At 39.9% G+C, this 24,627-nt stretch carries 25 protein-coding genes and 1 riboswitch; of the genes, 15 read left to right on the forward strand and 10 right to left on the reverse strand.

Annotated features, from left to right (window positions below; all coding sequences use genetic code 11):
* The 6 genes from MKX73_RS15815 to MKX73_RS15840 all read left to right on the forward strand — a co-directional run bounded on the left by MKX73_RS15815 (nt 1) and on the right by MKX73_RS15840 (nt 3,775).
* Entirely contained in the window at nt 1–297 is a 297-nt protein-coding gene (locus MKX73_RS15815; protein WP_340718286.1) for a rhodanese-like domain-containing protein, read from the forward strand.
* Nucleotides 298–359: 62 nt separating this feature from the next.
* A complete protein-coding gene (locus MKX73_RS15820; RefSeq protein ID WP_340718287.1) occupies nt 360–920 on the forward strand; it encodes a sulfurtransferase TusA family protein in 561 nt (186 codons plus the stop codon).
* Nucleotide 921: 1 nt separating this feature from the next.
* Entirely contained in the window at nt 922–1,317 is a 396-nt protein-coding gene (locus tag MKX73_RS15825) for a DsrE/DsrF/DrsH-like family protein (RefSeq protein ID WP_340718288.1), read from the forward strand.
* 119 nt (nt 1,318–1,436) lie between these two features.
* Nucleotides 1,437–2,564 carry an MBL fold metallo-hydrolase gene (locus MKX73_RS15830; protein ID WP_340718289.1) on the forward strand — a complete coding sequence of 376 codons (1,128 nt, stop codon included), beginning with the start codon at nt 1,437–1,439 and terminating at the stop codon, nt 2,562–2,564.
* Between the two features lie 122 nt (nt 2,565–2,686).
* Entirely contained in the window at nt 2,687–2,914 is a 228-nt protein-coding gene (locus tag MKX73_RS15835) for a sulfurtransferase TusA family protein (protein WP_340718290.1), read from the forward strand.
* An 81-nt stretch (nt 2,915–2,995) separates the two neighbouring features.
* Nucleotides 2,996–3,775 (forward strand): sulfite exporter TauE/SafE family protein, encoded by a 780-nt coding sequence (locus MKX73_RS15840; protein WP_340718920.1) that lies wholly within the window; start codon nt 2,996–2,998, stop codon nt 3,773–3,775.
* Between the two features lie 305 nt (nt 3,776–4,080).
* Here MKX73_RS15840 and MKX73_RS15845 read toward each other — a convergent pair whose 3' ends face one another.
* The gene (locus MKX73_RS15845) at nt 4,081–5,022 is read right to left on the reverse strand and encodes an ATP-dependent DNA ligase (protein WP_340718291.1); all 942 of its coding nucleotides are present in this window, start codon (nt 5,020–5,022) and stop codon (nt 4,081–4,083) included.
* Between the two features lie 240 nt (nt 5,023–5,262).
* Between MKX73_RS15845 and ligD (MKX73_RS15850) the strand changes: the two genes are divergently transcribed.
* The 3 genes from ligD (MKX73_RS15850) to ligD (MKX73_RS15855) all read left to right on the forward strand — a co-directional run bounded on the left by ligD (MKX73_RS15850) (nt 5,263) and on the right by ligD (MKX73_RS15855) (nt 7,869).
* The gene (ligD, locus tag MKX73_RS15850; protein WP_340718292.1) at nt 5,263–6,444 is read left to right on the forward strand and encodes a non-homologous end-joining DNA ligase; all 1,182 of its coding nucleotides are present in this window, start codon (nt 5,263–5,265) and stop codon (nt 6,442–6,444) included.
* Nucleotides 6,445–6,557: 113 nt separating this feature from the next.
* Nucleotides 6,558–6,692 carry a hypothetical protein gene (locus MKX73_RS19900; protein ID WP_445783316.1) on the forward strand — a complete coding sequence of 45 codons (135 nt, stop codon included), beginning with the start codon at nt 6,558–6,560 and terminating at the stop codon, nt 6,690–6,692.
* Complete coding sequence (ligD, locus tag MKX73_RS15855) at nt 6,643–7,869, forward strand: DNA ligase D (RefSeq protein WP_445783328.1); 1,227 nt, start codon at nt 6,643–6,645, stop codon at nt 7,867–7,869. Before MKX73_RS19900 ends, ligD (MKX73_RS15855) begins: the two co-directional genes overlap by 50 nt.
* Nucleotides 7,870–7,926: 57 nt before the next feature.
* On the opposite strand, the gene MKX73_RS15860 is transcribed toward ligD (MKX73_RS15855), so the two are convergent.
* The 3 genes from MKX73_RS15860 to MKX73_RS15870 all read right to left on the reverse strand — a co-directional run bounded on the left by MKX73_RS15860 (nt 7,927) and on the right by MKX73_RS15870 (nt 9,484).
* On the reverse strand, nt 7,927–8,082 hold the full coding sequence (locus MKX73_RS15860) for a uroporphyrinogen-III decarboxylase (protein ID WP_340718293.1): 156 nt from the start codon (nt 8,080–8,082) through the stop codon (nt 7,927–7,929).
* Nucleotides 8,083–8,201: 119 nt separating this feature from the next.
* A complete protein-coding gene (locus tag MKX73_RS15865) occupies nt 8,202–8,375 on the reverse strand; it encodes a hypothetical protein (RefSeq protein ID WP_251688012.1) in 174 nt (57 codons plus the stop codon).
* A gap of 215 nt (nt 8,376–8,590) precedes the next feature.
* Nucleotides 8,591–9,484, reverse strand: a complete 894-nt coding sequence (locus MKX73_RS15870; protein WP_340718294.1) for an AraC family transcriptional regulator — start codon at nt 9,482–9,484, stop codon at nt 8,591–8,593.
* Between the two features lie 228 nt (nt 9,485–9,712).
* Between MKX73_RS15870 and MKX73_RS15875 the strand changes: the two genes are divergently transcribed.
* The 4 genes from MKX73_RS15875 (at nt 9,713) to metA (ending at nt 16,049) form a co-directional block, all read left to right on the forward strand.
* The gene (locus MKX73_RS15875; protein WP_340718295.1) at nt 9,713–10,138 is read left to right on the forward strand and encodes an acyl-CoA thioesterase; all 426 of its coding nucleotides are present in this window, start codon (nt 9,713–9,715) and stop codon (nt 10,136–10,138) included.
* 121 nt (nt 10,139–10,259) lie between these two features.
* Nucleotides 10,260–14,006, forward strand: a complete 3,747-nt coding sequence (locus tag MKX73_RS15880; protein WP_340718296.1) for an AAA domain-containing protein — start codon at nt 10,260–10,262, stop codon at nt 14,004–14,006.
* A 20-nt stretch (nt 14,007–14,026) separates the two neighbouring features.
* A complete protein-coding gene (locus MKX73_RS15885) occupies nt 14,027–14,779 on the forward strand; it encodes a nucleoside-diphosphate sugar epimerase (RefSeq protein WP_340718297.1) in 753 nt (250 codons plus the stop codon).
* A 63-nt stretch (nt 14,780–14,842) separates the two neighbouring features.
* Nucleotides 14,843–14,950: riboswitch (SAM riboswitch) on the forward strand.
* 157 nt (nt 14,951–15,107) lie between these two features.
* On the forward strand, nt 15,108–16,049 hold the full coding sequence (gene metA, locus MKX73_RS15890) for a homoserine O-acetyltransferase MetA (protein ID WP_340718298.1): 942 nt from the start codon (nt 15,108–15,110) through the stop codon (nt 16,047–16,049).
* Between the two features lie 265 nt (nt 16,050–16,314).
* Here the strand turns inward: metA and MKX73_RS15895 are convergent, their stop codons facing one another.
* From MKX73_RS15895 to plsY, 4 genes are all read right to left on the reverse strand, one after another.
* The gene (locus tag MKX73_RS15895; RefSeq protein ID WP_340718299.1) at nt 16,315–17,085 is read right to left on the reverse strand and encodes an ABC transporter ATP-binding protein; all 771 of its coding nucleotides are present in this window, start codon (nt 17,083–17,085) and stop codon (nt 16,315–16,317) included.
* Nucleotides 17,086–17,205: 120 nt separating this feature from the next.
* A complete protein-coding gene (locus tag MKX73_RS15900; protein WP_340718921.1) occupies nt 17,206–17,832 on the reverse strand; it encodes a YczE/YyaS/YitT family protein in 627 nt (208 codons plus the stop codon).
* A gap of 146 nt (nt 17,833–17,978) precedes the next feature.
* Nucleotides 17,979–18,269 (reverse strand): HesB/YadR/YfhF family protein, encoded by a 291-nt coding sequence (locus MKX73_RS15905; protein WP_340718300.1) that lies wholly within the window; start codon nt 18,267–18,269, stop codon nt 17,979–17,981.
* Nucleotides 18,270–18,378: 109 nt separating this feature from the next.
* Nucleotides 18,379–18,981, reverse strand: a complete 603-nt coding sequence (gene plsY / locus MKX73_RS15910; RefSeq protein ID WP_079526708.1) for a glycerol-3-phosphate 1-O-acyltransferase PlsY — start codon at nt 18,979–18,981, stop codon at nt 18,379–18,381.
* A 303-nt stretch (nt 18,982–19,284) separates the two neighbouring features.
* Between plsY and parE the strand changes: the two genes are divergently transcribed.
* Complete coding sequence (gene parE / locus MKX73_RS15915; RefSeq protein ID WP_340718301.1) at nt 19,285–21,258, forward strand: DNA topoisomerase IV subunit B; 1,974 nt, start codon at nt 19,285–19,287, stop codon at nt 21,256–21,258.
* The gene (gene parC, locus MKX73_RS15920) at nt 21,258–23,687 is read left to right on the forward strand and encodes a DNA topoisomerase IV subunit A (protein WP_340718302.1); all 2,430 of its coding nucleotides are present in this window, start codon (nt 21,258–21,260) and stop codon (nt 23,685–23,687) included. Before parE ends, parC begins: the two co-directional genes overlap by 1 nt.
* Before the next feature lie 218 nt (nt 23,688–23,905).
* Here the strand turns inward: parC and MKX73_RS15925 are convergent, their stop codons facing one another.
* Both MKX73_RS15925 and MKX73_RS15930 read right to left on the reverse strand, forming a co-directional pair.
* A complete protein-coding gene (locus tag MKX73_RS15925) occupies nt 23,906–24,046 on the reverse strand; it encodes a hypothetical protein (protein ID WP_176142089.1) in 141 nt (46 codons plus the stop codon).
* A gap of 112 nt (nt 24,047–24,158) precedes the next feature.
* Nucleotides 24,159–24,581, reverse strand: a complete 423-nt coding sequence (locus MKX73_RS15930; RefSeq protein ID WP_340718303.1) for a hypothetical protein — start codon at nt 24,579–24,581, stop codon at nt 24,159–24,161.
* Between the last annotated feature and the right edge of the window lie 46 nt (nt 24,582–24,627).

Consider the following 24,627-nt stretch of genomic DNA (forward strand, 5'->3'; position numbering starts at 1 on the left):
ATGAAATCCATTTCAACAACAGAATTACAAGCGAAAATTGAAGCTGGTGAAGCAGTTAACTTAATCGACGTGCGTGAAATAGGAGAAGTTGAAGCAGGCCATATTCCTGGTATTACACATATTCCCCTTGGTTTATTGGAATTCCGTATGCATGAATTAAATAAAAACGAGCATTACTACATGGTATGCCGTTCAGGTGGTCGCAGCGGTCAAGCAACACAGTTCCTTGAGTCCCAAGGATTTAACGTAACGAACATGACAGGTGGCATGTTAGATTGGGCTGGAGAGATAGAGTAATCCGCTTCTTAAGCAAAAAAAATTTATAAAATAATATACCCTAATAGGTATGGAGGTACATGATGATTAAAGCAGACGTAAAATTAGACGCAAAAGGTTTAGCTTGTCCAATGCCAATCGTGAAAGCGAAAAAGGCAATGCAAGGCTTAGAAGATGGTCAAGTATTAGAGGTAGTGGCAACTGATAAAGGATCAAAGGCGGATCTAGCAGCTTGGGCAAAAACAGTTGGGCACCAATATATCGGTACTACTGAAGAAGGCGACGTTTTATATCATTACATCCGCAAATGTAATCCTGAAACGAGTGCAGCAGCTGAAAAAACATTCGAACAAACAGCGACAAATGAAGAAGCGATCGCAGCAGGCGCAACGATTTTAGACGTGCGTGAAGCAGCGGAGTACGCATTCGGCCACATCCCAGGTGCAAAATCAATCCCAATGGGTGAGCTTGCAGACCGTATGGGTGAATTAAATCATGACGAAGTCATTTACGTGATTTGCCGTACAGGTACGCGTTCAGACATGGCAGCAAAACAACTGGCTGAAGCAGGATTTACAAAAGTATACAACGTCTTGCCTGGAATGACAGGTTATGAAGGCGAATTACAGAAAGAGGTAGAGTAAAATGACAAACAAAGTAGCAATCATCGCAGCGAACGGCGGACTTTTCGATGCGTATAAAGTATTCAATATCGCAACGGCAGCAGCAGCTTCTGAAAAGGAAGTAGAAATTTTCTTCACATTCGAAGGCTTAAACTTAATCCACAAGCAAGGTATGCATGCATTAGAAATGCCAGCAGGTAAAGAGCATTTTGCCGAAGGCTTTAAAAATGCACAAGTACCAGCCATTCCACAATTAGTAGAAATGGCTCAGGAACTAGGTGTGAAATTTGTAGCTTGCCAAATGACAATGGACGTAATGGGCTTAACGAAAGAAGACTTCGTAGATGGCATCGAAGTTGGTGGCGCCGTAACTTTCCTAGAATATGCAAAAGACGCAGCACCAACATTAACTTTTTAATTAGCGGTATTCAATTTACCAAATTGTTTTATATAATACACAATTTTCTTTACTTGGTTTCGGTAGCTTTATGCTACCAAATCAAAAAACAAAAATTGTCCCTATGGAGGTAATTAATTATGACAGTAACAGCATGGACAGCGGCTCAAGTAGCACGCAAAGTAATTGATAATAAAGAATTATTCATTTTAGACGTTCGTAATGCAGATGCATTTGAAGACTGGAAAATTGACGGTCACAAATTCGAGTATTTAAACATTCCTTACTTCGAATTATTAGACGGTGTAGAAGAAATTTTACCACAAATTCCTGCCGACAAAGAGGTATTGGTTGTTTGTGCAAAAGAAGGTTCTTCCATCATGGTAGCAGATATGTTATCTGAAGCAGGTCGCGAAGTTGGCTACTTAGAAGGTGGTATGAAATCTTGGTCAATGTACCTTGAACCAATTAAAGTCGGGGATCTTGCAAACGGCGGTGAACTTTACCAGTTCGTACGCTTAGGTAAAGGCTGTCTTTCTTACATGGTGATTTCTGAAGGCGAAGCAGCGATCATCGACGCAGTACGCTTCACAGAAGTATTCACAAAGTTCGCTGAAGAAAAAGGCGTAGAAATTAAGCATGTATTCGATACACACTTACACGCAGACCACATCTCAGGCGGTCGTCATATCGCTGAAGCTACTGGTGCAACATACTACTTACCACCGAAAGACGCAGAGGAAGTTGTATTTGACTACGCACCACTTGAAGACGGTTTAAAAGTACAATTAGGTGCTTCTGAAATCGAAGTAGGCGCACTTTATTCACCTGGTCACACAATCGGTTCAACATCATTTGTCGTCGACGGTCAATACTTATTAACAGGTGACATCTTATTCATCGATTCAATCGGTCGTCCAGACTTAGCAGGACTTGCTGAAGACTGGGTTGGTGACTTACGCGAAACATTATATTCTCGCTACCGCACATTAGCAGAAGACTTAATCGTTTTACCAGCTCACTTTATGATCATTGACGAGCTAAACGAAGACGGTACAGTTGCAAAACGCCTTGGTGATTTATTTGCTGAAAACCACGGGCTAAACGTGGAGGACGAAGCAGTATTCCGCTCAATGGTAACAGATAACTTACCACCACAACCAAATGCTTATCAGGAAATTCGCCACGTTAACATGGGTAAAATTACACCTGATAACGACGAGCAAACGGAAATGGAGATTGGTCCAAACCGTTGCGCAGTACGCTAATTTAGTTTAGCAATGAGATGTTACACCTATGCGTGCCTTACGCTCAAGAGGCACGCAACCTGGTTACACGATAAACTTATAGGTCGCTTACAACAAACAAATTTAAGAATAGAGGAATTTCAATGAATATTACACAAACATTAGATGCAAAAGGCTTAGCATGTCCAATGCCAATCGTAAAAACGAAAAAGGCAATCGATAAAATTAACTCTGGTGAAGTACTTGAAGTTTTAGTAACAGATAAAGGCGCATTAAACGATTTCAAAGCATGGGCAGGTGCAGGCGGCCACACAATCATAGAACAAAAAGAAGAAGCAGGCGTGCTTTACTTCTACATTCAAAAAGCATAATTTAAAAGGTTGTAAGCTGTCGACGCAACAAGTTGTGAAGGCAGCTTTCTTCATTTCAGAAAGAAGGAAAAGAACATGGAAATGGATTTATCTATCATGTATATCGCCGTAATTTTTGGGCTTGGCTTTATCGGTTCATTTATTTCAGGGATGTTAGGTGTCGGTGGTTCAATTATTAAATATCCGATGCTGTTATATATTCCACCACTATTTGGTTTAGCAGCGTTTACGGCACATGAAGTATCTGGCATTAGTGCCGTTCAAGTACTGTTCGCATCGATTGCGGGAGTTTGGGCTTATCGTAAAAGCGGATTACTGCATAAAGAGTTAATCATTTATATGGGGGCTTCAATTTTAGTTGGTAGTTTTATTGGTAGTTACGGCTCGGGCTTCTTATCGGAGAATGCGGTTAATATTGTATACGGAATGTTAGCTGTGATTGCGGCTATTATGATGTTTATTCCGCGTAAAAAAGTGGAGGACACAACAAATATTACGTTTAATAAACCGTTAGCGGTAAGCTTAGCGTTAATCGTCGGCATTGCATCAGGGATTGTCGGTGCAGCAGGTGGCTTCTTATTAGTACCGATTTTGTTAACGGTGCTTAAAATTCCAACACGTGTTACAATTGCGACAAGTTTAGCTATTACGTTTATTTCATCAATCGGTGGTTCAGTTGGTAAAGTGATGACGGGTCAAGTTGAGTACTGGCCAGCATTCATTATGATCATTGCGAGTATTTTAGCGGCGCCACTGGGGGCAAAAGTAGGCCAAAAGATGAATGTCAAAGTATTACAATGGTTATTAGCAGTTATGATCGCAGGTACTGCAGTTAAAATTTGGATGGATATATTAGGATAAAATCCAACAGGGGAAAAAGTAAAATAAAAGAATTGCTGACGATGTTTCAAAAAAGGACGTTTAATTTATTCTATTAAGAATAAAGTTGTAAACCTAAACATTTTCACAGACATATGAATTAAACCAAAAACGCTTTATGGAAGAATATATCTACCATAAGGCGTTTTTAGTTCTCTGTTATTCGATTAAATTCCCAATTACTAGTTTATACCGTTAAGTAAGATATTTGTGTCAAACAACTATGAGAAAATTTCAGAACGAATTTTCTAACTTGAATTAAGTTTATAAGGGGACAGGGAGTTGGACTAATCGAAAATTAATTTACATTCTTCAGGATTTATTGATACAAAAGCTTCGATAACTGGTTGTCTTAACTTTTTTCCATTAATCCATTCAAGAAAGTGAACTTTCACAGTAATTAATGGTTCTATCCAAACACTATCTTTACTAATAAAGTTTTCAAAAGGGGAATTATTCCTAATAAATGAATTTATTCCTACAGTAAACTGCAACCAGTCTTCCTTTGTTAACTTTCCAGTGCCAACACTACCTATATAAACTAATTGTTTATTTTCATTATATAATCCTAAGTGAAGAGATTTTACTAATGAGCCATTTAAGGTTACACCTCCAACTATAGCAACTATATCTTGATTTTTCTTTTTCTTTAGCCATCTGTTATCTTTACCATTTATAATATAAGTGCTATTTATATCTTTGAAAACTGCGCCCTCCAAGTCATTTTCTATACAGGCATCGAAGAGTGCTTCAGTATCAGAAAAGTTCTCTACAACTTGTACATGGCTATTTGGAATAATCATTTCTTTTAAGATTTTTTGTCGTTCAATTAGTGGTAGGTTTGTAATCCATTTATTATTAATTGATAGCAGATCAAAAACCATATAAACAATCGGTGTATTCTCAATAAGTTCTTTGTTTTTCTCAATGTTTTTAATTTTATCTCTTTTCATAACCTCATAAAATGATGGAACACCATCTTTAAAAGCTATTACTTCGCCATCAATAATAAAATTCTTAGTATTGGAGTACTCTTGTGGAGTCATTAACTCAGGGTACTGTTTTGAACGTTCATTTAAGTTCCGGTTGAAAATTTGTATGTTTTTATCAGATGAATAAACCAAAATTCTAGTTCCATCCCACTTCACTTGTCCAATCCAATTATCATCATTAGGAATTATCTCTGTAACAATAGGTTCAAAAGGTTTTATCGGCTTTATTTTTGTCATAGTATTTTTTCCTTTTATATTTATCATTTACAATTACTCTGTGATTAATGTGCCATTATAAAGAATTTTTTATTTAGGGAGTTAAAATTTGTCAGTATAACACAGATAGTCTGATTTAAATGTAATTTTAAAATCGATTAATCTATATTAACTTGGACAAACTGAGGAAGAGGTGATTTTATTGCAGAATATCTGGAAAGTTGATGGAAAAAAGTCGGAATTTAGTGGTTTTTTTTTGTATTGGGTTTTAATAGTCAGAATGAAAATTTCCTGGTTGGTTTAAAGAAAGATGATGCTATTGTTCAAATTGGTACCTTTTCAAAGGGAATGAAAACAAACGAAAAAGATTCTTTAATCCAATCCATTATTAAGAATGAAAAGAGAAGAGAAAATGGAAATATCTTAATCGAACCAGGAATATGTGTAAAATTATTTTTTAAAACGATAAAGGAAAATGAGTTAATAAATCCTATATTTAATTCATTTCAACTAGAGATTAGCTGGGAGAATTGTACATGGGACAGATTAATTATAGATAATACACTAGTTGAAGGTGGAATGAAGTTAACTCACTCTAAAAAAACTTTATGGAAGACACCTTATATTAATAAAGAAGGGTTTCTATCTTACTTAATTCAGGTTTCTTCGTATATGTTACCATTTTTAGAAAGACGAACTTTAACTACTATTCGTTATCCACATGGTATACCTGGTGATTTCTTTTATCAAAAGAATTGTCCAGATTATGCACCTAGCTCAATATTGACGAAATCAGTAGAGGGCATAAATTATATAGTTTGTAATGAATTATCAACTTTACTCTGGCTAGGTAACCAACTTGCAATTGAATATCATATTCCATTTCAAACAATTGATTCATTAAAACCATCAGAAATTGTTTTCGACTTAGATCCGCCAAGTAAGGGGGATTTTCACTTGGCAATAAAAGCAGCATTAGAAATGAAGAAAATTTTCGACAGCTTGGAAATAAGAAGTTACCCAAAACTCTCTGGTAATAAAGGTCTGCAAATTCATATACCAATTAAGGTAAATTCTCTTACGTATGAGGATACTCGAATTTTCATGTACTTTATAGCGAAATATTTAATCGAAAAATTTCCTGATGATTTTACAATTGAAAGGTTAAAGAAAAAACGAAATGGTAAACTTTACATCGATTATCTGCAACATGCAGAAGGGAAAACAATTATATCCCCTTACTCAACCCGTGGACAAGAAAATGCCACAGTTGCTGCACCCCTTTATTGGGAAGAAGTGAACGGAAATTTAAGAATAGAGAAATTCAATATTCCATTTGTACTTGATCGACTTTCAAAAGTTAAATGTCCAATGGATGATTTTTTTATACAGGAGAATGCAAATCTATTAGAAATTATTTCTACTTTAAAGGTAAATCTTTAGAGATAATTCTGATTAAATGTACATAATTGGCACAGTTATGTACGTTTTTTATTTATGTACATCACTATTATGCTTTAGATAATGTTGTCTTAAAAGGTTTAGGATAAGTTTCATTGATATATGTACATCTATTTTATGTAGATACTTTTAAAGAAGCGCAACAGCAAATGGCTGGAAGAGACGAGAACGAAAAGCTGGCTGAAAATAAAAAACTGGAAACACGTAAATGTCATTCTTACAAAATTTGATCAGTCAAACGGTTTCTTAAATGGTGCAATTTATAAAGAAGATATGCTTTTGGAGATTGTGTCGTTTAAACATGGTTTATCTGAAGAAGAAAGCAAAACATTGATCGCCTTTTTTAAAACAAATGGAACACTGGTGACAAAAAGTATATTTGAAATTACTCCTTCAATTTGCGTATCCGTTGCCTGTATTGATTTTGACGGCAGTAAATTGAGAGAACCGCGCTTTCATTCTTTCCAGCATCATCTGGAGGTTTCGGATTGTAACTGGCACCAAATGCATAGACAGTTAAACCCGATTCCGGAAAAGGTAACAGTCACAAGTCCGGATAAACCGGTATTTCCTGCAACCAATATTACAAAAGATGATTACTTATATTATTTGCAGACGGTTGCACCGATGATGCTGCCTTTTCTGAAGGACCGTTTATTGACGGTCATCCGTTATCCGCACGGGGTTCCAGGAGAAAGCTTTTATCAGAAAAACTATCCAGATAAATTGCCGGATTTTATGAAGACAAAGTTAGTGGACGACACCCATTTTATTTTATGTAATAATATTGAGTCCCTTTTATGGTTGGGCAATCAGCTCGCATTGGAATTCCATATTCCATTTCAGCCGGTTACTACAGAACAGCCGACAGAAATTGTCTTTGATTTGGATCCACCATCCGTTGAAGAATTTGGAATGGCGGTAGATGCTGCATTGAAGTTCAAATCGATTTTGGATTATTTTGAACTGACAAGCTTTGTCAAAACGTCAGGCGGTAAAGGTATGCAAATTTATATTCCATTGCCGCTCAACACATTCTCCTATGAAGAAACGGGTGTGTTTACGGAGTTTATATGCCGATTCCTCGTTCAGCAATATCCTGATTCGTTCACAATCGAGAGGATGAAGAAAAACAGAGGAAAGAGGCTGTATTTGGATTATGTCCAGCATAGGGAAGGGAAAACGATTGTTGCACCCTATTCAGCACGCGGCAATAATAAAGGATTGATCGCCACACCGATGTTATGGGAAGAAGTAAACGAAAAATTAACGCCCGATCTTTTCACTATTCCGAATGTGATGGCGCGTTTAAATAGCATAGGCAATCCCTTTAAAGATTTTAGGCAAGCGGGTGAGTGGCAGCCATTCCGATCTGTTCTTGATCAAATAAAGGGGAAGCAAGTGTAGTTGGCATTCATTCAACTTAAAAAAGCCTTCCGCAAGTAATGCGGAGGCTTTTATACATTAAGAAGGATTAATCACAATTGGGGATTCCTCATGATGGGCTTGATGACTCGGGGATAAATCATAAGCAATCAAAGTAACATTTAATTTTTGTTCCAGTTTCTTAATTTCTCCGATTTTATCGCGATCCAAATCGGCAAATTTCGTTTCTTCCACAAAAGTCACATCCTTTTTAAAGTATAGAATTAGTATGAAAATTTATTTTATATTTATCCATGCTGCATGTTATGAGAAAATTGACGGAGACAAATAAAAAAGAGAGATAAAATTATCTCTCAAGAATTAATAGCATTATAGTTTAATGGATGAAGAATATTTGTAAATACATCCTTTTTTACAATAAAGTATGTTTTCTTATTATATGTAACGACGACTTGCCCCGGTTTAACAAACACTTTGGCTGTTTTTAAATTAGCATATGGCGCACCTAATAATTTTGAAATGTTCATGATAATTACCCCTTTTTAAGTTTCTAGTTTTGTTATTCCCAAAATAATAATAGCTTTAAACTATTTCAGATAGATTTATGTTATAAAAAGGTCTTAAGTAACAAATCAACTACATAAACATAAAAAAAAAGACCTGAGCGACCACTCAAGTCCATAAAATGACCACTTATAATAATATATGTTTCTTAACTGCAGTTAATGACTATTTCAAAACTTTATTTTTGAGTCTTAACTACCGGAATATAAATATCACAAACTTTTCCTTCATCAAGCATACAACGGTCATCGTACAATTCAAAATCATTACAACCCGGTGCATATTCGTAACCAGACTTAGGGAACCATTCATTAAAAATAAAATTCCATGTTCCTTGAATAGCAGCTACAAAGTTTGTGGCATCAGAAGGAGGTGTTGAAAAGACCGCATAAGTTGCGGGAGATACTTCACGAACATGGTATTCACCAGCAATTTCAGCACCGTCTTTCAGTTCGACCCCGATTACATACTCAAATTCTCCGGTTGTCGGATCTTCCGGGAAGCATACACCGTATTCATCGTGCTTTTTAATAAAGTTTTCCGAATGAAGTTTTTCCATTCTTCCGCCACTTATATAGTCGTCCCAAAAAGCCGGGATTGCGGTAGAGTTTTCGCCGCCAGTTGCCGTCGTTTTAATGGCATAACCAGCTAGTTTAATTGCAGGCAGTGTGACAAATTTAGGTTCCATAACAATTCCTCCGATAAAGTATTTGTACGTGCAGGAAAGGCTTGGCGGAAACGGACGAGTACTGTGCGCATGCAGACGGTAAGTTCCTGGTGAACAGCCGTAAAATCGCCGAAAAGCTTTACTGAATCCAGAGTGAGTTTCAAACCCGTATTCTATTGAAATATCGAGAATCCGCTTGCCCGATGAAAGTTCATGTGCAGCAAACGCAAGGCGGCGGTTCCGGACATAGTTCATCACCGAATATCCGGTACCCCATTGGAATACTCGACTGAAATGCCAAGTTGAATAGCCAGCTTGTGCAGCCAAAATATCCGGACTAATGTTTTCAGTGATATTCTCGTCAATAAACTCTAAAATCATCTGTAAAGTTTCTCTTGTGTCCATTTAAATTCCCCCAGCTGTAAAGTAATTCGTACAGTAAAATCAGTATACCAAAGCACTAGAGGAAAACTGTTCCAAAATTGCTGTATTTGGAAAATTCTTGAGTGCCTAAAGAAGTGTTCATTGGATTTCTTCATTACTTCAAAATTTCCTGTGTTTAAAGTAAATATCGAATCATTATCCTTACAACTCGTTCACTTTAGCGCTATAATACCTCTAGAGGTGAAGAGAATGTTTATTTCAGAAACAACAGTAGAAGTCCGTTATGCTGAGACAGATCAGATGGGTGTCGTTTATCATGCCAATTATCTCGTTTGGTGCGAAATCGGGCGAACGCAAATCGTGAAGGATTTAGGGTTTAACTATGCAAAGCTTGAAGAAGACGGCTATTTATCGCCTGTTATGGATTTCTCGATTCAATATAAAGCGGCGATGCGCTATGGACAAACGGCTACGGTTCGCACATGGATTGAAGAACATACGAAGCTGCGCACTACATACGGCTATGAAATTCTGCATGAAGACGGCACCGTTGCAGTAACGGCGAAGTCTCAACATATTTTAGTGAAAAAGGAAAACTTCCGTCCGGTCGCTTTGAAAAAGATTGACGCGGCATGGGATGCCAAATATGCGGAAGTTGCGAAAATTCAAAGTTAATCGACATGTCCTGTTAAATTGATAACAGGGCATTTTTTCTTTAACGAACTGACGAATATTGTTATAATCATATACGACCAAACGGAACTGTATATAAAAAAACTATGAGGGAGGTGTGTTCATGGCACCAAAAACAATCGCAAATATCCAAACCCGCTGTCATATTTTATTGACGAATACGGCACGTGAAGCGATGAAGGAGCATGTTCCAGATGAACACGCCTTTTTTAATTTACAGCAATATTTCATTGTCGCGATTGAAAAAGTATCGGTCGATGCAGAGCAAACCCATTTGAGCATCTTTTTCGATAATGAGAAAAACGTAAAACTAAAAAACAAGTTTGAAGAACGTGTCGTCATCATGGACTGTGTATTTGACCGGAAAAACGGACTTGTGGCGAAAAGCTTTCGAACACGCGGCAAAGGGACACCGGTTGTCACAAATCGCCGCGCCACAATGAAAATCCACTTCGTTGCATCCCGTATTAGCGGCCATACATACCAGGAGCCGTTCCTGAAAGCCATTGATGAACTGCCGATTGCACAGGAACGTTTTGACTATGTCAATAAGCGGATCAGCAGCTGGGAAGGCTATTTAAAAGTGTTAAACAAAAACGCGGACATTGAAGATATTCATGCCCGTTTTTCAAGTGTCACGTTTGACGCCGATTTTTCTCATATGACGGTTCGCATAAGCAATCTCGATAAAAAGCAGTGGAAACAACTGGAAGGGCTTAGTGCGCGTTTGCGCGGGTATGTCCAGGAAATCGGGGATGTTGCCAAAATCCGCCGCAACGAAAATACCGTTGAAATTGCGTTGAAACCGTATTACAGCAATCTGGCGCGGAGAAATGAGCTTCAGTTCCAATCAGAAGATATCGAATTCTCCAATGCTGCGACGAAATCACAGCTAAAACGCCTGTTAAAAGGGTTTGAGCGGTTAAAAGAAGGCTTGGCCGCAAATGCGAACCTCGAAACGATTTTATTTGAAGATAAACCGGTCATCGCCGAGCGCAGAAAAACGGTTCCTCTCGATTTTCATAACCGTCTGAATCAGTACCAGCAGCAGGCAGTCGAAGGGGCGATGAGTTCCGAAGATCTTTATGTCATTCAAGGTCCGCCGGGTACCGGTAAAACGACGGTAATTTCGGAAATTTGCTATCAAAATGCAAAAGCAGGACTAAAAACACTCGTTGCTTCCCAATCAAACTTAGCGGTCGACAATGCATTAAGCCGGCTTTTATCGAACAAAGATATTCGGATTTTGCGTTACGGCCGTACAGAGAGCATTGAAGAAGAAGGGAAAAAGTTCATTGAGGAAAATGTTGCGTCCTATTGGCAGGAGCAGACATTTGAAGCAATCGGGCATGAAATTTCGCTGCATGAAAGAAAAGAACAGCTATTAAATGATGAAATCAATGAAGCGCAAAGGGAGATTGCCGCGCTTGAACAAAAACAAAAAGAGCTTGAACTGCAAATTGAACAAAAAGAAGCGGCAAAAGCAGAATTGCATGTTTTGGCCGAAAAGATCCTGGCATTAAAAAAACAATTGACTGAATGCAAAAAAGAACTGGAAGACAATGAACGCAAACTGGAAAAACTGCAGGCGACACAAAGTACAGTAGCCGAAACCGTAGCGAATTTTGAACAGCAGGTAAAAGACGGATTGACTGTCGAGCAACTGACAGAACAAGCACAACAGTTGAAAGAAGCGAGAGAAAACTTCCAGCAGCAACTAACGCAAAGTCACTATAAAGCGCAACTGGATCAATTCCAGCAGCGTTTTGATGCGGTTAAAACGAAAATCGAAAAGGCGAATGAAACGTCCCACTATGATTTGCTTGTAGATAAAATTGCTTCGTTGAAAAAAGTGTACGAAATAGAGGAGTTCATGAGTGAATACAATATTCGCCGAAACTATGCAATGGACCGTTTACTAACAGCACTTGATCGAATTCAGCCGCAAATGGAGCAGTATAAGCCGATTAAAGATGTGAAGGAACGTCTGGAAAAGGCACTGCACTACAGTGAAACCGCGTTAGGAATCCATGTAACACCGGACAGACTGGACATGGGCCATCATTATACGCTTGAAGAGATTCAGGAGTTTTTGACGAAGCTTAGCATCGCATTTAGAGACCAACGTGTAAATGCTCAAAACGGCACCCGCTCCATTCAGGGGATTCATCTGCGCATGCAATACATCGAGCAGCTGAACAATAAGTATATGGACGCGATCCGTGAAACCGTGCTTATATTCGAAAAGCTGAAAGAGGAGATCATTCTTCAGTTCAAAGAACAAAATGATGTGAAAGCACAGCATCTTCAGCAGCTGGAAGAAGAGGCGACAGCTGTAAAAGCCCAAATGGATGCGATCAATGAAAAAATCGATCCGACGATTACGCTAAACCATTCCACGGATGAACTGGAAGAACTGCTCGCGACAAATGAACTGGATCAGATGAAAACCGAAACACAGCGCCAAAACCGTGAAAAAGTGGAACTTCAGCTGAACAAAAAAGCGGAAGAGCTGGCAGTGTTAAATGAACAGATTGCCCTTGGTACGGAGACGGTCGAACAGTTAACAGTGCGCTTTAAAGGAATCAACAGTGAAGGCGTGCAGCTTGAAAAACGCAGGACAGAACTTGAACAGCAGACAAAACTGAACCCTGAGCAGGCGATTAATGAAGTAAATGAAAAGATCGGGCTTCTTACAGAAAAGATCGAGACGCTTGAAGTGAAAATCAGTCTGCTTCCGGTAACGGCAGAACTTCAAAACGAATGGCACGGTCTGCTGAAAAATGCCAATGCCCATGACTTGGACGAAATCCGCAAATTGTATGTAAAACATGCCAATGTGATCGGCACAACTTGTGTCGCATCGGCCAATAAAGAGTTTATGGACAACTATCCGACATTTGATGTCGTCATTATTGATGAAGTTTCGAAAGCAACACCGCCGGAACTGCTGTTGCCGATGTTAAAAGGCGCAAAAATCATTTTAGTTGGGGACCATCACCAGCTGCCGCCGCTTGTAGGCGATGCGACATTTGAAGAGACATTGGAGCAAGTTGTGAAGGAAAGTACAACATTTGAAGAAAAACGGGAGCTTGAAAAGTTACTGGAAGAATCATTGTTCGAGCGTCTTTATAACAATTTGCCATCGCAAAACAAAACGATGCTCGCACTCCAATATCGAATGCATAAAAATATTATGTCAACTATCACACCGTTTTACGAAAATGAATCCGAACAGCTGCAATGTGGTTTGGAGGATTCAGATGCCGTACGTGATCATTTCCTTGAAACATCAAAAATTACACGAAATCACCATTTACTATGGCTTGATATTCCGAATGCCAAGCCGTATTTTGAAGAGCGTATGAAAGAAGGTTCGAGTTTATTCAATTTAGCGGAGCTGGAACAGATTAAACAGCAGCTGCTTGAATTAAATGCCGCAACAGAACAGGCGAAAGCTCAAGGGCTGATTCCACAGGACGCATTAAAATCGGTTGGTGTTATATCATTCTACGCGGAGCAGGTGAAGCGCATCAATCGTCTGATCGACCAGGAAATCAGTGTACCGCATTTACACATCCGTACAGGATCCGTCGATAAATTCCAAGGGATGGAGATGGATGTCATTATCGTCAGCATGGTGCGGAATCATGACAATGAGCGCGGAGAAATCGGATTTGCGAAAGATTACCGCCGTCTGAATGTTGCCTTGTCCCGCGCACGGGAACTGCTCATTATGGTCGGCAGTACCGAAATGTTCACAAAGCGTCCAAAGAGCGCGAAAACAAGGGATATGTATGCCCATGTATTAACGACAGTAAAAGAGCAAGACGGCTATTTTGCTGTGTAGAAACAGGGGGATTGGATTGAATGGATTTACAAAATACAGTTTTACAGCTGCAGAAAGAACTCACCCAAAATCCACCCGTTGAAATCAAAAAACAAATGCAGTATGCCATTCCGATTCACACATTGGAAGTGAAATATCATCCGGTAATGCGTAATGTCATGGATATTTTGATGAAAATGATGCTCATTTCATTTGAGAAGGCGAAACTGAAAAATGTGGAGCTATTAGCCGAAATTTTATTGGTGGAACTGTTATTTATTCATGATTTGACGAATAAAATGTTACGACTGGGTATGATTGTGAAGGAACAGGAATTTGCACTTACTGCCAAAGGGAAAGCACAGCTGGAATCGGGCATTTTTGAAGAGGAACTTGAAGAAACAAGTTATTTCATTCAATACAGCCCGATTCATGAACAGCCACTCGGGGGTGACCTGGAGGAATTTGCGGATCTGGAAGAATTTCCGGAGCCTTTCCCGACAATCGAAACAGAAGAAATCGAAGCGATTGAAGAGACGTTGCTCGTTGATTTTATTCAACAGCAACTTTCGGAACAGCCGGTGGCGGAAGATGAAGTACCGCATTATATAACAAGTGTTGTTTCGACGGAATCGATTCAGATTAATGATATTCCGGTCCTGTGTTTTTTACTGTTCGATCAAAAGGAAAACAGGCATTTTGTGCGGGTATACAATACATTGACACGTGTATGGGATGAACGGCTGGAAACCATCTTATTCAATATAGAAAAAGAACAGCTGCAGGAAGAGTAAAATAATATTTTTGGAATTATTGCAAAATTATAAAGTACATGATACACTAATGACAATTTAATAGTCTTATCAAGAGAAGCGGAGGGACTTGGCCTTATGATGCTTCAGCAACCTCTAGTCATACTAGAAAGGTGCTACTTCCAGCAAGGTGTGAACCTTGGCAGATAAGAACGGGTAAAAAAGCCCCTCTCAATTCTGTTTTGCTGGATTGAGAGGGGCTTTTTATATTGTTCCGGAACGGTTTCGTTTCGCTCGTAAAACAATGCATTGCCTGAATACCACAGATTATTAAAGGATAGTTGAAAAAGTTTATGAGGGGGAAAGTGGAATGCCGATTAATATTCCGAAACATTTACCGGCGGGTGAGCTGCTTAGAAAAGAGAAGATTTTCGTCATGGAGGAAGACCGTGCGAAAACGCAACAAATCCGACCGTTAAATATTTTAGTGTTTAATTTAATGCCTGAAAAAGAGAAAACCGAACTGCAATTGCTGCGCTTACTCGGTAATACACCATTACAGGTAGATGTGACATTTTTAAACACGGCTACATACGAATCAAAAAATGTCTCCAAATCGCATTTAGATACTTTTTACCGGACGTTTGACCAAGTGAAGCACCGTCGTTTTGATGGGCTCATTATTACAGGAGCGCCAGTCGAGAAAATGGAATTTGAAGATGTAGGCTACTGGAATGAAATTACGCATGTTATGGACTGGGCAAATGATCATGTCACTTCAATCATGTATATATGTTGGGGCGCACAAGCTGCCCTGTATCACCATTTTGGCATCGGAAAATTCGAATTGCCGAAAAAGTGCTCCGGTGTTTATTCCCATGTGATTACGGATTTAACCGTTGATTTAGTACGGGGTTTCAGTGATGAGTATGTGGCACCGCATTCACGCCACACATCGGTTTCGATTGATGAAGTGCGGGCACACCCTGACTTGCGTCTACTAAGCTACTCGGATGATGCTGGCGTGTTTATCGTTCAGTCGAAAAACAATAAACATATTATGATCACAGGGCATCTGGAATATGATGCAACGACTTTATCGGATGAGTACTTCCGCGATAAGGAGAAGGATCCGGACAATACGGAGATTCCGGTCAACTATTTCCCGAATAATGACCCGCTGCAGGCACCGAAAAATGTTTGGCGTGCTCATTCGCATCTGTTGTTCTACAACTGGCTGAACTACTACGTATACCAAGAAACACCGTACGAATGGCATTACGTCGATGAAAATATTGAATATCATATTTAATGCTTATAAATTAAAAACTGGAACATAACCCAAAAAGCTATTTTTCTCTAGGAGAAAAATAGCTTTTTTTGCTGAGCGTTAAAAATTGATTTCCATTCCGGGTCGGACGCTTTCCGCGGGCACGGCCTGAGCCTGTAGTCTCAGGCGTCGTGCTATTCCCGCAGGAGTCGCCTCCCCTCCATTCCAATCAATTTTAAAAAGTATCCATTTCTTAATAAGGATTTTCTTCTTATCCAAGGGTACTTTTACTTATTTTCCAACTTCTTTATTTAATCGCGACCCAGGCACGTTCGCGTTCGATCTGCAAACTGATTTCCCGCCCGAAGAAATCGCTTAATAATTCGTCTGTTAACACAACTTCGCGTGCATTGGCTTCGATATTTTTTCCGTCTTTCATTAATAGCACATGGCTAAAACAAGGCAGAATTTCTTCTACATGGTGCGTCACATAAATAAGGGTAGGGCCGTTGTCTGCTTCTGCAATCTGTTCAATCGTTTGCAGCAGGTTTTCCCGTTCGATCAAGTCCAGACCGCCACACGGCTCATCCAATATTAGAATTTCCGGATCCGCCATAATCGCCCTTGCGATTTGCACACGCTGGCGTTCACCTTGCGACAAATGTTCGAATGATTTATTCGCTAAATGGTCACAGTGAAAATGCTTCATGATCGAAACCGCATGATCGATTTCTTCTTCCGTCACATCATTGAACAGACGAAGGGCACCGAATTTTCCGCTGAGCACGATTTCAATCGCATTATCCTGCCAGTTGAAGTTATCGATCATCGCATTGCTCACCCAGCCGATCCGCGTCCGCAGTTTCGGTATATATGTTTTCCCGTATGTTTCACCCAATACTTGGACCTTACCTTCATTCGGCCAAATATAGCCGTTAATTACTTTCAGCAATGTCGTCTTGCCGGAGCCGTTTAACCCTAAAATAGCCCAATGCTGTCCCTTTTGTACATGCCAGCTTAAATCGTTTAAAATCTGTTTGTCATTGCGATATAAATGGATATTTTCAATATGTATCATTTAAAAACACCTCCACTTATTACTATGCACTTTTTTCCATTATTACGAAAGTATTTTTTGAAAATTGTAACAATTAAATACAAAAAAAAGCAAACGCATAATGTTTGCTCTCCTCATTATTTATATAATAACGCCTTCGACACCTGCTGCGCGGTGGAACAGCTTTCCGTTCCATTTGAGCGCCCATTGTACGACAGGCCCTAAGCCGAACGCCATAAATACCGTACCGACTCCGACTGGTCCGCCCAATACAAACCCTAATACGGCAACCGTTACTTCCATTGTCGTACGTGCGCGGTTGACACTCCAGCCGAGACGGTGCACTAACAGCAGCATTAGCGTATCACGAGGTCCTACACCAAGGTTTGCGACCATATACATTCCGCAGCCGAAGCCCAGCAGGACTACGCCGACAGCAAACGCCAACGTTTGTTCCAACAGCGTATTCGCATCCGGTAATACAATCAAAAATATATCAATAAAAATCCCTGTCAGGAACATGTCCAAATAAGTTCCGACTTTCGGCAATCTTTTCGTGAAAAACGTATCGACAGCCAGAATGAGCAAGCCTAAAATAATCGACCACATACCGACCGTTAAGCCTAAGTTTTTTTGCAGTCCGATATGAAGGACATCCCACGACCCGACGCCAAGTATTTGGCCTTTAATCGTCAATGCGACGCCTAATGATAAAACAATGATGCCTGCGATGAAAAATACGCAGCGCCAATAAAATTCCTGTTTCACTTTCACATGTAATCCCTCATCAATCCTCGATATAATCCTTACTCATTATAACGATTGAATCGGCAAAAATGGATTTACAATAAATTCGAAACATTTGAACTTTTTGAGCGGCAAATTGTTCGTATTAGGAAGCGGGAACAGGGCATTTATTTTTCATACGAATAAGTTAATTCATCGGACGAATCGGCGACATCTACAACTAAATGATGTTCATTAAAAAACCATTCGTCGGATTTTTCGATGTAGAAATGAATATCTTCCACAACCTTTTCGATGCCTATTTCATGGGGCTGCTCCCGTGTCATGCCTAGCGAAAACCCTTCATGAAAAGGTGAAGAACCCCCATATCGTGCATAAAAGCGAATAAAATCACCTTTTTCTACTTCCATCTCTTGTTTAAACCAATTGAGTGCTTTTTCTGACAGTTTGATTTCCATATATTTCACCTCTACTGTCATTATGCAGTAAATAAAAAAAACTTACAAAGGCCGCGTTCCAAAATTTAAGTATAAAAAAGACTGAAGGGAAACTCCTTCAGTCAAGTGTTTAAAATCCTTTGATTTTTGGTTCGGTACCGGCTTTGATCCGCTTAATATTTTCACGGTGACGGTAAAAAATGAAGCCTGCCAGAACAACAACTAAAATGAATAATGCATATTCACCTGTTATCATCCAATGCCCAATTACATAAATAACCGCTGCAGCGGATACAATCATAGAAGACAAGCTGACCATCTTTGTTAACTTTAGGGCGATGACAAATACGATGATTAAAATTAAAAATAATGGTAAATTATAGCCTAAAATAACACCGCCGCTGGTAGCAACCGCTTTTCCTCCACGGAAACTAGCAAAAATCGGGAACATATGGCCAGCAGCCGCGATGACACCCAAGATTAAAGGATGGACAGTGCTGTCAGCGAAAAACGGCAATAACGGGAGCAATACCGCAGCCGTCCCTTTCAATATATCAATAAGCAATACGGCGATGCCCGGTTTTTTGCCTAATACTCTAAATGTATTGGTCGTTCCTAGATTGCCGCTGCCTTGTTGTCGAATATCCGTTTTGTAAAAGATTTTGCCAATCCACAAAGCTGATGGAATGGAACCGATTAAATAAGCACAAATAATAATTAATGCGTTGATCAAGTGTTGTGCTCCTTTCGAATTCAGAATTACTACTTGGTACTAATAGTATGTATTGAATATTTTACAATGTTTTTTAATAGAAGGAAAGAGGTATTATTTTTTCGTCGGTCGTTAAAAACAGGTAAAAAGTTACATTTTAATGTTTGCTGCTGAAGGATATGCTTTTAAACGTTCGTTTTTGATGATACAATTAATCTTTGCAAAGCCTAAATCAATAGCTTAAAACATTGACATCATGCATATTTGAGCGTACGATTAGGTAGTAAATAGAACGTTTGTTTGTATTTTTGGAGGGGATTACATTTGGTAAAAAACCAAACCGGTATTTCATATAATGAAGATGCCATTCAAGTATTAGAAGGTTTAGAAGCCGTACGCAAAAGACCAGGGATGTATATTGGTTCTACAGATAGTCGAGGTCTTCACCACTTAGTGTATGAAATTGTTGATAATGCAGTGGATGAAGCGCTTGCTGGATTTGGACATCATATCATCGTGAAGATTCATGAAGATAATAGTATTAGCGTGCGTGACCATGGACGTGGTATGCCAACAGGTATGCATAAAATGGGTAAACCAACCCCAGAAATTATTTTCACCGTCCTTCATGCAGGCGGAAAGTTTGGACAAGGCGGCTATAAAACAAGTGGCGGTCTACATGGTGTAGGTTCATCAGTTGTAAACGCCTTATCAACATTTTTGGAAGTAACCATCTACCGTGATGGCCAAATTTACCGTCAGCGCTTTGAAAAGGGCGGGAAACCGGCAACATCGCTTGATATGATCGGAAAAACGAAGGAAACAGGAACACTTGTGCATTTCCTGCCGGATCCAACGATTTTTTCTGTCGTTAAATATAATTATGATACATTAGCAGAGCGCTTACGTGAATCTGCGTTTTTATTAAAAGGATTAAAAATCGAACTGATTGATGCCCGCGGAGAAGGACAGCACGATGTTTTCTATTATGAAAACGGTATTGAAGCATTCGTCACATACTTAAACGAAGAAAAAGATGTACTGCACCCGGTTAAATATGTAGAAGGTACCATTCAGGAAATTGAAGTGGAGTTCGCACTGCAATTTAACGACGGCTATTCCGAAACAATTTTGTCGTTCGTCAATAATGTTCGTACACGTGATGGCGGTACACATGAAACTGGTGCTAAAACAGCGTTGACACGTGTATTCAATGAATACGCACGCAAAATCGGTTTACTGAAAGAAAAAGATAAAAATCTGGAAGGCACGGATATTCGTGAAGGTCTGACAGCAATTGTTTCGGTACGTATTCCTGAAAATCTGCTGCAATTTGAAGGGCAGACAAAAGGGAAGCTTGGTACATCAGAAGCACGCTCGGCCGTTGATACCGTTGTTTCAGAGAAATTAATGTATGTACTTGAAGAAAACGCCGAGCTGTCGGCTTCTTTAGTGCGTAAAGCGATTCGTGCCCAACAAGTGCGTGAAGCTGCACGTAAAGCACGTGATGATGCCCGCAACGGGAAAAAGAAAAAATCGAGCACGCTTCTGTCCGGTAAGCTGACACCTGCCCAATCGAAAAATGCTTCCAGAAATGAACTGTACCTGGTAGAGGGTGATTCGGCGGGCGGTTCGGCAAAACAAGGCCGTGACCGGACATTCCAGGCGATTTTGCCATTGCGCGGTAAAGTCATCAATACCGAAAAGGCGAAGCTGCAGGATATTATGAAAAATGAAGAAATCGCGACGATTATTCATACGATCGGTGCCGGTGTCGGAGCTGATTTCTCGGTGGAAGATGCCGCTTACGATAAAGTGGTTATTATGACCGATGCCGATACAGATGGCGCCCATATTCAAGTATTATTGCTGACATTCTTCTACCGTTATATGCGTCCGCTCATCGAAGCAGGGAAAGTGTATATCGCATTGCCGCCTCTTTATAAAGTATCGAAAGGGTCGGGCAAAAAGCAGGAGCTTATATATGCCTGGACAGAACAGGAGCTGAGTGCCGCAACGAAAAAAATCGGTAAAGGCTATATTATTCAGCGCTATAAAGGTTTAGGTGAGATGAATGCCGACCAGCTTTGGGATACAACGATGAATCCGGAAACACGTACATTGATCCGCGTAAAAATTGAAGATGGTGCACGTGCAGAACGTCGTATTACAACATTGATGGGCGATAAAGTAGAGCCCCGCCGTAAATGGATTGAATCGAACGTCAACTTCGGCATGGAAGAGGATGCAAGCATTTTAGAAAATGAATTCATCCAGCATGAGGAGGTTAACGAATAATGAGTTTTGTAGAAAAATTTCAAGATCTGCCATTAGAAGAAGTAATGGGTGACCGTTTTGGTCGCTATTCCAAATATATTATTCAGGACCGGGCATTACCGGATACGCGTGACGGGCTAAAACCTGTACAACGTCGTATATTATATGCAATGTTCCATGAAGGTAATACTTTTGACAAACCGTTCCGTAAATCGGCAAAAACAGTCGGTAACGTAATCGGTAACTACCATCCGCACGGCGATAGCTCGGTATATGATGCGATGGTCCGTATGAGTCAGGACTGGAAAAGCCGTCAGATGCTGGTTGAAATGCATGGTAACAACGGTTCTGTCGATGGGGACCCGCCAGCCGCAATGCGTTATACGGAAGCGCGTCTTTCGGCGATTGCCGCAGAACTTCTGCGTGATATTAATAAAAATACAGTTGAATTCGTACCGAACTTTGATGATCAGGATATGGAACCGACTGTATTGCCATCCCGATTCCCGAATTTATTAGTCAACGGCGCAACAGGTATTTCGGCCGGTTATGCGACGGATATTCCGCCACATAATCTGCAGGAAGCACTTGATGCGGTTTTAATGCGTCTTGACAACAAAAACTGTACAGTCGATGAACTGATGACCGTTATTAAAGGTCCCGATTTTCCTACGGGCGGGATTATTCAAGGTATTGACGGCATTAAAAAAGCATACGAAACAGGAAAAGGGAAAATCATTGTCCGTTCACGTACAGAAATTGAACAGTTAAAAGGCAATAAAGAACAGATTATCATTACCGAAATTCCGTTTGAAGTTAACAAGGCCAATATGATCCGTAAAATGGACGAGCTGCGCGTCAATGACCGCCGTTTAGACGGAATTTCAGAAATTCGCGATGAGTCGGACCGTGACGGTTTACGGATTGTTGTTGAGCTGAAAAAAGATGTGCCTGCACAAGGTATTTTAAATTTCCTGTTAAAATCAACGGATTTGCAAGTTTCATATAACTTCAATATGATAGCGATTCATAACCGTCGTCCGATGATGATGACATTGCCGCTCATGCTGGATGCGTACATTGATCACCAGAAGGAAATTGTACGACGCAGATCCCAATATGACTTAACAAAAGCAGAGGATCGCTTACATATCGTAGAAGGTCTTATGAAAGCCTTATCCATTTTGGATGAAGTGATTGAAACAATCCGTGCTTCAAAAGATAAACGCGATGCAAAAAATAACATTATCGAGAAATTCGGCTTTTCGGAAGAACAGGCAGAAGCGATTGTCAGCCTTCAACTTTACCGTTTAACAAATACCGATATTACACAACTGCAAAAAGAGCAAGATGAACTGCATGAGCTTGTTGTGAAACTGAAAGCCATTTTAGAGGACGAGAAGAAATTGATCCGTGTGATAAAGTCCGAATTGAACGATATTAAAAAACGCTTTACTTTACCTCGTCTTTCTACAATCGAAGCAGAAATCGAAGAAATTAAAGTAACGCGTGATGTGTTGGTGCCAAGTGAAGAAGTTGTCGTAACCGTAACAAAGGACGGCTATGTGAAACGGACAAGCCTTCGTTCGCACAGTGCGTCAAACGGCAAGGATTTTGCGATGAAAGAGTCCGATTACTTGCTGTATGAAGCCAACTTGAATACACAGCATCATTTACTCCTGTTTACGAGCAAAGGGCACTATATTTACCAGCCGGTACATGAATTGCCGGATATTCGCTGGAAAGATCTCGGACAGCATATTTCAAGTATTGTCCCGATCGATTCAAACGAGGAAATTATCGAAGTCATCGGTATTGAAACGTTCGAGCAGCCGGATACTTATGTATTTACCGCTACAAAAGACGGACAGATTAAGCGTTCGGCACTTGCCGATTATATTGTCACTCGTTATTCGAAACCGATTAAGACAATGAATTTAAAAGGTGCAGACGAGATGATTTTTGCGCGTCTTGTTACGGATAAGGAAGAAGTATTGCTTTCGACAAACACGAGCTATACAATCCGTTTCCCTATGGAAGATCTTCCGGTAACTGGTGTAAAAACTGCAGGAGTTAAAGGGATTATTGTTAAAGAGGGTGAGTACCTTGCGGCGGTTGCATTATTGAATCCGGAGCAGGAACAAGAACTTGTTATTGTCACACAGCGCGGTGCAGTTAAACGCATGTTGTTATCGGAACTTGAGCTGGGCAACCGTGCAAAACGCGGTGTCGTCATTTTAAAAGAGCTTAAATCGAACCCGCACCGTATTTATACAATTTTAGTTGTCAACTTTAGAAATACGTTGACAATCGAGACCGAAAAAGGCGTAAAGGAAACGATTTCGGTGACATCCTTAACGAGAGCGGACCGTTATTCAAACGGTTCACTACGGATTGATACAGAAGGCGATGGGGCAATCTGCCGCGCCTATGTCGAAAAGACAGAGTAGGATTCATGTATATTAGCCGGAATCCAAACATAAGATAAAAGTAATTCATTGACATGAAAGGCATACTTTCATACAATGAAGTTAGTAAGATTCATGCGTGATGGATCTACAGTAGTACAGAGCGGTTGGGTGGCCCCCAACCGCTTTTTTATTTACCTTTTTTATGGCAGATTAAAAACACCACCTAGATGGCTAGTCTAAGTGGTGAAAATTATTTTTTACAGCATCATCCGGAAAAAACGATAAATGGTATCGACAATACGAAAAATGTCTGTCGCGTAGCGAAAAATGGCGAGTTTTTCCTTACGCTTTTTTTCCGAAACAGCCTTAGCCTTTTCTTTGCGTGATGGATAAGACACAGTAGTACACCTCCTTTACAAAAGGAGTCAGCTGGATGCTGCTTTTCTATTGTACCATGAAATATTAAGGAGAATATTCCTGTTTTTAATAGAAAAAACCATAGTAAAAGCGTCAAATTCCGGCTAGAAATTCTCCGGATTTTGACGCTTTTTTATTCGTGAGTGTTTTTACAAAGATCCATTTCTGTTCAGGCGGCAGAAGGATATTATTCCGCTTGACCGCACCGATCTTGAACCCCGTATAACCTTCCTCGACTACAAATTGGTAAATATCCTGCTGCTGATCTTTCGTTCCTGTCAACTGGACGACATGCTGGCCATTTCGGGCGGTAAAGTACTCCCAATACGTTAATTCGTATTGACCATCAAATACTTCAGCAATATGCAACTCTTCGTTAAAAGGCCATTGCTGCGCTTTTACATAATCGATATAGGGGGAATCCGTATCAATTTCTTCCCCGTTCAGTACAAAGCCGACAATACAGCCCATCACTACGACACAAATGAAAACGCGTAAATGTTGTCCAAACGTCATCGCTTCACTCCTCAACAAAGAATAGGGGAGACTTCACAAAAACAGT

The organism is Solibacillus sp. FSL W7-1436, from assembly GCF_038007305.1.
In the GTDB taxonomy this organism is placed as follows: domain Bacteria; phylum Bacillota; class Bacilli; order Bacillales_A; family Planococcaceae; genus Solibacillus.